The sequence below is a fragment of the Streptomyces sp. NPDC006265 genome, from assembly GCF_040613555.1.
Classification (GTDB): Bacteria; Actinomycetota; Actinomycetes; order Streptomycetales; family Streptomycetaceae; genus Streptomyces.
Genome location: NZ_JBEXSH010000238.1, coordinates 1 through 10,740 on the forward strand (window position 1 = coordinate 1; position 10,740 = coordinate 10,740).

The 10,740-nt window shown below is 71.4% G+C and carries 11 protein-coding genes; 2 read left to right on the top strand and 9 right to left on the bottom strand.

What is annotated here, in order from left to right; all coding sequences use genetic code 11:
- Window positions 1-148: 148 nt before the first annotated feature.
- From ABZ281_RS20275 to ABZ281_RS20290, 4 genes are all read right to left on the bottom strand, one after another.
- Window positions 149-589, bottom strand: a complete 441-nt coding sequence (locus tag ABZ281_RS20275; RefSeq protein ID WP_356657351.1) for an anti-sigma regulatory factor — start codon at window positions 587-589, stop codon at window positions 149-151.
- Window positions 589-1,008 carry an STAS domain-containing protein gene (locus tag ABZ281_RS20280; RefSeq protein ID WP_356657332.1) on the bottom strand — a complete coding sequence of 140 codons (420 nt, stop codon included), beginning with the start codon at window positions 1,006-1,008 and terminating at the stop codon, window positions 589-591. The genes ABZ281_RS20275 and ABZ281_RS20280 overlap by 1 nt, the downstream gene beginning before the upstream one ends.
- Entirely contained in the window at window positions 1,005-1,892 is an 888-nt protein-coding gene (locus tag ABZ281_RS20285) for an STAS domain-containing protein (protein WP_298552696.1), read from the bottom strand. Before ABZ281_RS20285 ends, ABZ281_RS20280 begins: the two co-directional genes overlap by 4 nt.
- Before the next feature lie 263 nt (window positions 1,893-2,155).
- Window positions 2,156-2,548 carry an STAS domain-containing protein gene (locus ABZ281_RS20290; RefSeq protein WP_356657335.1) on the bottom strand — a complete coding sequence of 131 codons (393 nt, stop codon included), beginning with the start codon at window positions 2,546-2,548 and terminating at the stop codon, window positions 2,156-2,158.
- A gap of 347 nt (window positions 2,549-2,895) precedes the next feature.
- Here ABZ281_RS20290 and ABZ281_RS20295 point away from each other — a divergent pair, with 347 nt between their 5' ends.
- A complete protein-coding gene (locus ABZ281_RS20295; RefSeq protein ID WP_356657337.1) occupies window positions 2,896-3,267 on the top strand; it encodes a PRC-barrel domain containing protein in 372 nt (123 codons plus the stop codon).
- Window positions 3,268-3,322: 55 nt separating this feature from the next.
- Here ABZ281_RS20295 and ABZ281_RS20300 read toward each other — a convergent pair whose 3' ends face one another.
- Together ABZ281_RS20300 and ABZ281_RS20305 are read right to left on the bottom strand one after the other, a co-directional pair.
- Window positions 3,323-3,757, bottom strand: a complete 435-nt coding sequence (locus ABZ281_RS20300; protein WP_356657339.1) for an ATP-binding protein — start codon at window positions 3,755-3,757, stop codon at window positions 3,323-3,325.
- A gap of 117 nt (window positions 3,758-3,874) precedes the next feature.
- Window positions 3,875-5,773 (bottom strand): AMP-dependent synthetase/ligase, encoded by a 1,899-nt coding sequence (locus ABZ281_RS20305; protein WP_356657341.1) that lies wholly within the window; start codon window positions 5,771-5,773, stop codon window positions 3,875-3,877.
- A gap of 151 nt (window positions 5,774-5,924) precedes the next feature.
- Between ABZ281_RS20305 and ABZ281_RS20310 the strand changes: the two genes are divergently transcribed.
- Window positions 5,925-6,158: a DUF6480 family protein gene (locus tag ABZ281_RS20310; RefSeq protein ID WP_356657343.1), complete on the top strand. Its 234-nt coding sequence runs from the start codon at window positions 5,925-5,927 to the stop codon at window positions 6,156-6,158.
- Window positions 6,159-6,185: 27 nt separating this feature from the next.
- Here the strand turns inward: ABZ281_RS20310 and ABZ281_RS20315 are convergent, their stop codons facing one another.
- From ABZ281_RS20315 to ABZ281_RS20325, 3 genes are all read right to left on the bottom strand, one after another.
- Window positions 6,186-7,274: a glutamate--cysteine ligase gene (locus ABZ281_RS20315; protein ID WP_356657345.1), complete on the bottom strand. Its 1,089-nt coding sequence runs from the start codon at window positions 7,272-7,274 to the stop codon at window positions 6,186-6,188.
- A 111-nt stretch (window positions 7,275-7,385) separates the two neighbouring features.
- Window positions 7,386-9,593, bottom strand: a complete 2,208-nt coding sequence (gene glgB / locus ABZ281_RS20320; RefSeq protein ID WP_356657347.1) for a 1,4-alpha-glucan branching enzyme — start codon at window positions 9,591-9,593, stop codon at window positions 7,386-7,388.
- A 3-nt stretch (window positions 9,594-9,596) separates the two neighbouring features.
- Window positions 9,597-10,740, bottom strand: a 1,144-nt coding sequence (locus ABZ281_RS20325; RefSeq protein WP_356657349.1) for a maltokinase, incomplete at its 5' end; no start/stop codon positions are given.

The window sequence follows — 10,740 nt, forward strand, 5'->3', positions numbered from 1 at the left end:
TCGGCGAACGCTTTGACGATCTCCTGCTTGTGACTGGCGCTGGCGATCGGCTGGTCCAGCCCGGCCAGCGCGGCGGCGGCCTCCGCCGCGACCCGCGCGTCGCGCACCCGGGTCGAGTCCCGCACCGGCACGTCCCACACGCGCGGCATCAGACCTCCCCGCGCGGACGCGGCGGCCGGCCCACCCAGCAGGTCACCCGCACCGTGGTGCCCGAGCCCGGCGTGGTGTCGATGTCGAAGTCGTGCACCAGCCGCCGCGCGCCGCTCAGCCCCATCCCCAGGCCGCCGCCGGAGGTGTAGCCGTCGCTCAGCGCCAGGTCGAGGTCGGCGATGCCCGGCCCCTCGTCGGTGAAGGCCAGCCGCAGCCCCTGCGCACCCGCCCTGCCGACCTGGGTCGCGTCCATCTGTCCGCCACCACCGTGCACCAGGGTGTTGCGGGCCAGCTCGCTGGCCGCGGTGACGAGCTTGGTCTGGTCCACCAGGCCGAAGCCGAGCCGGGCAGCGGCCTGCCGTACGTGCTGTCGCACCCACACCAGGTCCATGTCCGACCGGATGGGCAGGCAGGCCTCGACGCCCGCGGCGGTGTGCATCACGGACTCTCCTGACGCGGGCTGCCGGGACGGGTCACCGGGGCCTGCTGCGCGAGGAGCTCCATGCCCGCCTCGGTACTGAGCGCGGTGCTCAGCCCCGGCAGCGTCAGACCCAGTTCGACCAGGGTGATGGCGACCGCAGGGCGCATCCCGGCCACCACGGTGCGCGCGGCCAGCAGCTTGGACTGCGCGGCGATCTCGGCCAGCACCCGGCCGAGGAAGGAGTCGACGATCTCCACACCGGAGATGTCGATGAGGACCCCGCGTACCCCGGTACGGGAGATGGTCTCCGAGAGGTCCTGCTGGAGTTGCTGCGCCGTGCTGTCGTGCAGGTCCCCCTGGAGCGTGACCAGCAGGACGTCGCCGAGCCGGAGGACCGGCACATGGCCGGTCACGGGACGGAGGTGGTCTTCGTTCACCGCTGACCCGCACCCGAGTTCACGATGTCGGCGCCGAGCTGGTGCAGCGCGTACCCGAGTGCGTCGGCGAGGCTGGCACGGGTGATCACGTCCAGGTCCAGGCCGAGATGCACGATGGTCTGCGCGATGGCGGGGCGGATGCCCGAGACGATGCACTCGGCGCCCATGAGGCGCGCCGCGGCGACCGTCTTCATCAGGTGCTGCGCCACCAGCGAGTCGACCGTCGGCACCCCGGTGATGTCGAGGATCGCGAACCGCGCGTGCTGCTCGACGACGGCGTTCAGCAGCGTCTCCATCACGATCTGGCTGCGGGCGCTGTCGAGCGTCCCGATGAGCGGCACGGCCACGATGCCGTCCCACAGCCGGATGACGGGGGTGGCCACCTCCATCAGCTGCATCCGCTGCCGGTCGCTGAGCGCCTGCCACTCGCTCAGCGCCGTCTGCATGGCCACCAGCCGCAGAGTGCCCATCAGCACCGTCAGCGCGGTCGAACAGGCCCGCAGGTGCTCGGGTTGCGCCTGCTCCAGATCGGCGGCCAGCAGGTTCTCCACGGGCGGTCGCAGGGCGGCCAGCTCGCTGGAGATCTGGGTGTTGGACAGCCCGGCACGGGAGCGGGCCGCCCCCATCCGGCCCAGCTGCTCGCGCACGGCGCTGAATCCGGCGGCGTCCGGGTCCTCCACCTGGCCCGAGTCGGCCACCTGGGCCAGCGCGTCCACGATGACCTTGCCCGCTTCCACCGCCTCGTCGCGCGAGACGGTGAACACGGTGCGGAACAGGGGCTCGTCCGCCCACCGCTGGGCGATCTGCTCATGTCGGCGGTGCAGGAAATCCCTGACCTCTTCGGTGGGCGTGGCGAGCTGTCCGTCCGTTTCGTGCTCCGGCACCTGGTTCTCTCCTCATCCGCGTTGCGTCGACCGAGCCCGCTTCTGGCAACGAGACGGCGATGTGACACTTGCCGGGCGACAACTCTATCCATGTGCCGACCTCGCACGACACCTGCTCCGGTGCAAGTGATCCGGTTCAGGGAAACGGCGGTTGGCGCCCGCCGTTCCCGGCGAGCGAAGGGGGATTCGGCGTCCGGGCAGGGCGGAGCGAGGGCACCGGGCCCCGGTCTTCGCCGACGCCGTGCCCAAGGGCACCCGGACCGTCAGACGCTCGGCTCCTCCGGGAGGTCGGCCCCCGCGTCCACACGGGCCAGGGCCTCGTCGAGGCTCTCCGATATGGGCACCGTGATGCTGACACCGGTCAGATCGAGGATGCGCCGCACGGCCGGCGTCGGGCTGATGACGTGCACACTGCCCTCGGTCTTACGGGTCTCCTGGTACACCCGGAGAATGATGTTCATCCCGGACGAGTCCATGAAGGGGACGGACGAGAGGTCGAGCAGGAAATGCCGTCGGCCGTGGTGGAGTTGGTTGGCCAGATGGGCCTGGAACTCGGTCGCGGTGTCGACGTCCAGGTAGCCGTCGACCGTGATCAGGGCCACGTCCTCCCGGGGCAGTTGTACTTCCACGGACAGCGGGTTCTGGGCGAGGGGCACGGATACCTCCAACAAGTGCTACGGCCTGGGCTGGTCACCTCTGGGGATGACCGCGGTGCGAGGGGATCCCGGTCGTTCTCCGGACTCGAATGCCGATTCTCATGCGTCTCCCTTCACTGACGGGCTTCGGATGTCACCGCGCCCCCGCGATTACCCCGGAAGCCACCCTCCATGCACCGTCATCCGAACATCGTCGGGACCGGCCCGCCGGAAGTCGCCCGCGGTCGCAGGTGTGTGCGCCGAATGCGCTTGCGGCAGCAGGGTAATTGCTGCTGTGGAACGGGTCGGGCGCGAGGCGTCCGCCGGAGGAATCGCGATCAGCACATCGCCAGGGAGGATGGAGCAGCGTGGCCATCGACAGAATCTGGTCGTACGCGCCGGACAGCGGTCACACCGAGGGGCAGGACCTGACCGGTTACGCCGTCGCCGCGACCGACGGCACGATCGGGCACGTGGACCGGGAGGCCGCCCCGCACGACATGCGGCACCTGGTCGTCGACACCGGCGTCTGGGTGTTCGGCCGCAGCGTCCTGGTACCGGCCGGCGTGGTCACCGGCATCGACACACAGGGGAGGAAGGTCACACTGGCCTGCAGCAGGGGAGACGCCAAGGCGGCGCCCCGCTTCCAGACCGACAGCGAGACGAGGGACCGGGAGTACCTGCGGGCCGTGGGGGACTACTACGACCGGCTGCCGCCGCGCGAGACGGCCTCGGTCTGAGCCGGTCACGGGCGCGCCGCGCCCGTGCCGCTCCCGGCTCACCACGGTGAGAAGCTCACCAGGGCAAGAACACGTGCACGTCCTTGCCGCGGTCGTCGGCCACCACGCTCACCTGGTCGCACAGCGTGTGGATCAGGTGCCAGCCGATGCCCCCGCCGCCGCTGCGCGGATCGAAGGGGCGAGGGGCGGGTTCCGTGGTGCTGGTGTCATGCAGGACCACATGCACCCCGTCGAAGGTCCGGCGCATCCGCAGGGCGAACGGGCCCGGGGCGTACTGGACCGCGTTGGCGGCCAGTTCCGTCACCACCAGCAGTATGTCGTCCCAGTACTCGGGGGCAGAGGGCGGGGAGGAGCGTGCCAGAACACGCAAGAACTCCTCCGCGGCCAGCCGCGCGCCTGTCACGTCATGCGGCTCGCCCACGAAGCTGTTCGTGCGGCTCGGGATCTCCTCGGAGGTCAGGGCGTCGTCCCCACGCGGCTCGGTTGACATATCGCCTTTCCGGCCCGGGCGTCAGCGAGGGCTGTCGTCAGGGCTGTCGTCCTTTCTCATGCGTCGCCACTGTTGCGTGTTCCCGAGTGGACGGGGCCTACGCGTCCGGCCGCACCATCAGCGGAACACGTTGTCGGAATCGTCCCAGTTCGACGGTTCGTCCGGGGTACTCGGCCGCCCTGGGCGCCGACGTGACTGGTACATCGCGTCGATCTCGGAAGCGTAGTGCCGCACGATCTCGTCCCGGCGCAGCTTCATCGACGGCGTGAGCAGCCCGTTGGTCACGTCGAACGACTCCGGCAGCACCCGGAATACCCGGATCGACTCCGATGGTGACACGACGCTGTTGGCCGCGGCCACGGCCCGCGCGACCTCCTCCCGCAGCGCGTTCTCCTCGCGGGCCTCCCGCATCTCGCCCTGCAGCGCCAGCCCGGCCCGCCAGTGCGCGAGGAACTCCGGATCCAGCGTGATCAGCGCGCCGACACAGGGCCGGTTGTCCCCCACGACCACGGCCTGGTGGATGAGCGGATGCATCCGCAGCCGCTGCTCCAGGGCCAGCGGGGCGACGCTCTTGCCACTGCTGGTGATGATGATGTCCTTCTTGCGGCCGGTGATCGTCAGATAGCCCTCCGCGTCCAGCCGCCCGAGGTCCCCGGTGGCGAGCCACCCGCCGCGCAGCGCGGCCCGGGTGGCGGCCTGGTCGCCCACGTACCCCTGGAACACCGACGGACCGCGCACCAGGATCTCCCCGTCCTCGGCCACCTGGATCTCCATGCCCGGCAGTGCCTGCCCGACCGTCCCCGACTTCTCCCGGCCGAGCGGCTGCATCGTCACCCCGCCGGCGGTCTCCGTCAGGCCGTACCCGTCGTGCACGTAGATGCCGATGCCCTCGTAGAAGAGGGACAGATCGCGGCTGAGGGGTGAGCCGCCGGACGTCGCCCGCCGCACCCGCCCGCCCAGCGCCGTTCGCAGTCTGCGGTACACCGTGCGCTCGTACAGGGCGTGCTGGAGCCGCAGGTCGAAGCCGGGCCCGCGGCCGCGGCCGAGCCGCTGGCGCTCCAGAGCGGCGGCGAAGTCCCGGGCCGTCTCCGCGGCCCGCGCGAACAGTCCGCCGTGACCCCCCTGCTGAGCCGTGCGCAGGAAGTTCTTGTAGATCTTCTCGAGGACCGACGGGACCGCGTAGAGGTACGTGGGCCGGAAGGTGCGCAGCGCCGACGACAGCGCCTCCCCGCTCAGATCGCCCTGGTGCCCCATCAGCAGCCCGCCGCGCACGCACAGCCCCTGGATCATCAGCCCGTACACATGGGAGAAGGGCAAAAACGCGAGCACGGAGCCCTGCTCCCCGCGCGGCGCCGCCGTGTGCCCCCAGCCCGCCAGCAGCGTGTCACAGGGGCCGGCCAGGTTGCGGTGGCTGAGGGCGCAGCCCATGGCGTGGCCGGAGGTGCCGGAGGTGTAGGCGATGACGGCCGTGGAGTCCGGCAGCACGATCCGGCGCATCGAGTCGACCGTGGCGATCGGGATGAACTCCCCGCGGCCCGTCAGCTCCTCCAGGGCGCCCGCGTCCAGCTGCCAGACGTGGCGCAACAGCGGCAGCGACGCGCACACCGAGCCGACGGTCATGACGCCCTGCTCGTCCTCGACGACCACGGCCACACAGCCGGCGTCCCGCAGGATCCACTCCACCTGGTCGCGTGACGACGTCGGGTAGACCGGGACGACCTCGGCGCCCACGGCCCACAGCGCGTAGCACAGGACCGTCCACTCGAACCGGGTGCGCGCCATGATCGCCACGCGGTGACCCGGCGCGATCCCGGAGGCGATCAGCCCCTTGGCCACGTCCACCACCTGATCGCGCAGCTCGATCGCCGTCACCTCCTCCCAGGTCGCGGAGGCGGGGTCGGCCCGGCGGGCGAGCATCGGCCGGGCAGGTTCGCGGTCCGCCGTCTCGAAGACGCTGTCGGCGAGCCCGCCGGTCAGGGGCGCCACGGCCGGGGGAGCGAGGGCGAGGTCGCGCATGCACTGCTCCTGACGTGTACGGGGTGTGACGTTGCCGACGGGTACCGTCATCGGCGGTGCTCGAATGTAGTCGAGTCAGGACCCTTCGGGGTCGGAAAATTCGGAAGTGGACCCGCTGATGATCTCGGCGTGATCGGGGGACTCGGACGGCATGACTCACATCAGCCCCGATCCGGAACCCGAACGCACCCCCGGTCTGGAACCCGGCGGCGGTGTACCGCCGGGCGAGACCCCACCCGCGGAGAGCAGCATGCCCGAGACGCTGCCCCGCGAGACGCACAACCCGACCAAGGGCTGGTCCAAGGGCCCCCTGGCCGTGATCATCGTCATCGCGGTGCTGATCGCGGCGTTCTTCCTGGCCTATGCCCTCGTCCTCATCCTCTGAACCGCCGTCCGAGCAGGGCGGAACGCCTCACGCCTGCGTCTGGCGGACGCACTCGGTGACGACGTCCCGCAGACTCCCCGTGCGCTCCATCAGCGCGCGCTGCACCTGAGCGCCGTTGCCCTCCCGCAGCAGTTCCTCGCAGGCGGTCCCGGCCCCCTCCAGGTCGCCCGTACTGTCGAGAGCCTCCTCGACATGGTCCAGCAGGGCACGCACGACGGCCTCGGCGGGCATCCGCCGCATCGTCCCCGGGTGCAGCAGTTCGCCCGAGAGACCGGACCGGGCGGCCTGCCAGTCGGCCAGCCGCAGCAGGCTGACACTGTGGCCGAGCGGCTCACGGCCCTCCCGCCACTCGCGCGCGGCGGTCTCCACCAGCCCGCGGACGAGCGTGGCGATCAGCACGGCCGTGCCGGAGTGCAGGCACACATCCGAGACGCGGAGCTCCACCGTCGGGTACCGCTGGGACAGCCGCGCGTCGAAGTAGATCATCCCGTCGTCGAGGAGGGCCCCGGTGGCCACCATGTCCGCGATCAGACGGTGGTACCGCTCGGCCGAGCCGAAGAGCTCGGTCGGGCCGGCCGACGGCCAGCGCAGCCACACCCGGCTGCGATAGCTGCTGTACCCGGTGTCCTTGCCCTGCCAGAACGGCGAGTTCGCGCTCAGCGCCCGCAGCACGGGAAGCCACGGCCGCAGCCGGTCGACGACCGCGACGCCCTCGTCGTCGGACGCGACCGACACATGTACATGACAGCCCATGACGAGCTGCTCCCGGGTGGCGATGCCGTACTGCTGCGCCATCCACTGGTAGCGCCGGTTGACTCCGACGGCCGGGCTGACGGGCAGCGGTGAGGTGGCGAGCGCCGCCACGGTGCAGCCGATCTCCCCCGCGTGCCGGGCGGCCTCGTTGCGGCACCGGACGATCTCCGCGCGCAGGCCCTCCATGGACGACTGGGGATGGGTGGCGAACTCCAGCATCTGTTCGTGGAGTTCCTTCTCGAAGACGTCCTGATCGGCGTCGTCCCTCTCCGCCCGGGCGAGCACCGCTGCGGACAGCGCCCGGGGTTCCCCGGTCTCCGGATCGACCAGGAGGAGTTCCTCCTCCACTCCCACGGTGCGCACCTGATGCCCGCCCTTCTGTGCCCTGCCGCGCCGTACCACCGGGTGCTCCCGGTGGTACGACCCCCAGTGCCCCTCACAGGTGGGTGGGACACCTGCCGGGGCGACAGGACTTCACACGGCGAACGGCGTCAGCCACACCGTGGCGAGCGGAGGCAGCGTGAGACGGACACGGCCGCACTCCGGCTTGACCGGGTCCGGGTTGGTGACGCCGCTGCCGCCGTAGCGCCTGTCGTCGGTGTTGAGGCGCTCCTCCCAGGCGACGACGTCACCCGGCACCCACAGGCCGTAGTCCTGCCGCACGACGGGGGAGAAGTTCGACACCGCCAGCAGCGGACCGCCCTCGGCGTCGTAGCGCAGGAACGCGAGGACGTTGTCGTCGGCCGAGTCCACCGCCACCCACCTGAAGCCCTCCGGGCGGGTGTCGCACTGCCACAGGGCGGGCGTCCCCAGGTAGGCGGTGTTCAGATCGCGGACCAGATCGCGCACGCCCCGGTGGTCGCCCGCCGAGTGGTAGCCGTCGTCGAGCAGCCACCACTCCGGCCCCCGCTCCACCGACCACTCGGCCCCCTGCGCGAACTCCTGTCCCATGAACAGCAGCTGCTTGCCGGGGTGACCCCACATGAAGCCGAGATAGGCACGGTGGGTGGCGCGCCGCTGCCACCAGTCGCCGGGCATCTTCGACACCAGCGCCTGCTTGCCGTGCACGACCTCGTCGTGGGAGATGGGCAGCACGTAGTTCTCGCTGTAGGCGTACACCATCGAGAACGTCATCTCGTGGTGGTGGTACTTGCGGTGCACCGGCTCGTGGGAGATGTACTCCAGCGAATCGTGCATCCAGCCCATGTTCCACTTCAGCCCGAACCCGAGCCCGCCGGTGTCGGTCGGCCGGGTCACACCGCCCCAGGCGGTGGACTCCTCCGCGATCGTGACCACGCCCGGCGCCCGCCGGTAGACGGTCGCGTTCATCTCCTGCAGGAATCCCATCGCCGCCAGGTCCTCCCGGCCGCCGTAGGCGTTGGGCTCCCACTGGCCGTCCTCGCGCGAGTAGTCCAGGTAGAGCATGGAGGCGACGGCGTCCACGCGCAGCCCGTCGATGTGGAACTCCTCGCACCAGTACACGGCGTTGGCGACGAGGAAGTTGCGCACCTCGGTGCGGCCGAAGTCGAACTCGTACGTGCCCCAGTCCGGGTGCTCCGCGCGCCGGTCGTCACCGGGCTCGTACAGCGGCTCCCCGTCGAACCGGGCCAGTGCCCAGTCGTCCTTCGGGAAGTGCGCCGGCACCCAGTCCATGATCACGCCGATACCGGCCCGGTGGCAGGCGTCGACGAAGAACCGGAAGTCGTCCGGCGTGCCCAGCCTGGACGTCGGTGCGTAGAAGCCCGTGACCTGGTAGCCCCACGACCCGTGGAAGGGGTGCTCGGCGACCGGCATCAGCTCGACGTGCGTGAAGCCCAGGTCCTTGACGTACGCGGGGAGTTCCTCGGCGAGCTGACGGTATGTCAGCCCCGGCCGCCACGACGCCAGGTGCACCTCGTACACCGAGAACGGCGCCTCGTGCACCGGCGTGTCGGCGCGGTGCGCCATCCACTCGGTGTCACCCCACTCGTAGTGCGAGGCCGTCACGATCGACGCCGTGTTCGGCGGCTCCTCGCAGCGCCGGGCCATCGGGTCGGCCTTGAGGAAGCGGTGGCCGTACCGGGAGTGGATCTCGAACTTGTACGCGGTGCCCTCGCCGACGCCGGGCAGGAACAGCTCCCACACGCCCGAGTCGCCCAGGGACCGCATCGGGAACTGCGTTCCGTCCCAGTGGGTGAAGTCCGTGGCGACCCGCACGCCCTGCGCGTTCGGCGCCCACACCGTGAACCGGGTGCCGGCCACGCCCTCGTGGGTCATGGGCTGCGCGCCGAGCGCCTGCCACAGCTCCTCGTGCCGGCCCTCGCGGATCAGGTGCAGGTCGAGCTCGCCGAGCGCGGGCAGGAAGCGGTATGGATCGTGCGTCTCCTGCTCACCGCCCTCGTACGCCACGTGCAGTGTGTACTCGGGGACCGCGTCCAGCGGCAGCACACCCGAGAAGAGGCCGTCGCCCTCCGAGACGAGGGCCGTGCGCCTGCCGCCGATCACCACGCTCATCGCGTGGGCGAAGGGGCGCAGTGCCCGGAACACGATCCCGCCGGCCACCGGGTGGGCACCCAGCAGCGCGTGCGGATCGTGATGGGCACCCGCCAGCAGGCGCCCGCGGTCCTGCGGACTCAGGGCGGGGGCGGTCGTGCTCGGGACGGGGCCGGACGGCTCCGGGATTGAGGTGTCGCGCAGGGCCACGGCTCAGTCTCCTCTCACAGCGAGGCGCTCGATCGCCGCCATCGGTACAGGCAGCCAGTCGGGGCGGTGCCGTGCCTCGTACAGCACCTCGTACACGGCCCGGTCCGTCTCATAGGCGCGGAGCAGTCCGTGTTTCTTGCGTGGGTCCCAGCCGGCGCGGGCGGCGTAGCCGGCGCAGTAGGCCTCGCGGCAGCGGCTGGCCCACTCGGGGCGCCAGGGGCGGCGCTGCCGGGCGGCGTAGTCGAAGGAACGCAGCATCCCGGCGATGTCCCGCACGGGGGAGTGGGCGCTGCGCCGTTCGGAGAGCGGCCGGGACGGCTCGCCCTCGAAGTCGATGACGAACCACTCGCGCCCGGCCCGCAGTACCTGACCCAGGTGCAGGTCGCCGTGGATGCGCTGGGCGGGCGGCCCGGGGTCGCAGCCGGTGAGGGCGGCGAACGCGGTCCGCAGACTCGGCACGAACGGTTGGAGCGCGGGCACGCAGTGCGCGGCGGCGTCCAGCCGCTCGGTCATCGCGGCCGCCGTCTGCCCGTTCTCCCCGGGCCCGACGACGGGGAACGCCGACGCCAGCGCGAGGTGCACCTCCGCCGTGGCCGCGCCCAGCGCCCGGGCCTGGACCGTGAAGTCGTCCCCGGTGGCCAGCGCGTTCAGCCCCAGCGTCCAGCCGTCGGAGGCGTCCCGCAGATATGGCTGGAGTACGCCGAGGGTGGCCTTGAACGGATGCTTCGTCTGGAACCAGGCCACGGGCGCCGGGACACGGTGGCAGCCCTGGCGGGCCAGCGCGCCCGGCACCTCCAGGTCCGGGTTGACGCCCGGCTGGATGCGCCGGAAGACCTTCAGGATGTACTCGTCGCCGTACACCAGCGAGGAGTTGGACTGCTCGGCGTCCAGCAGCCGTGGCACCAGTCCGGCGGGCACCCGCTGGTCCGGGGCGCAGTCGAAGCGCAGGGGGCCCGCGGTGCCCGGATGCCGCAGCCGGTCCAGCAGCAGCTGGGCCGAGCGGGGGTCGTGCAGCGCGTCGTAGACGGTCAGGCCGGCCAGGGGCCCGTCCTGCACCCGCCCGATCAGCGCCCGTCCGAGCCGCGGCGACGGGTGCTCGCGCACGCCGAGCAGCAGCTGGTAGCAGTCTCCGGCCGGCGGAGCCCCG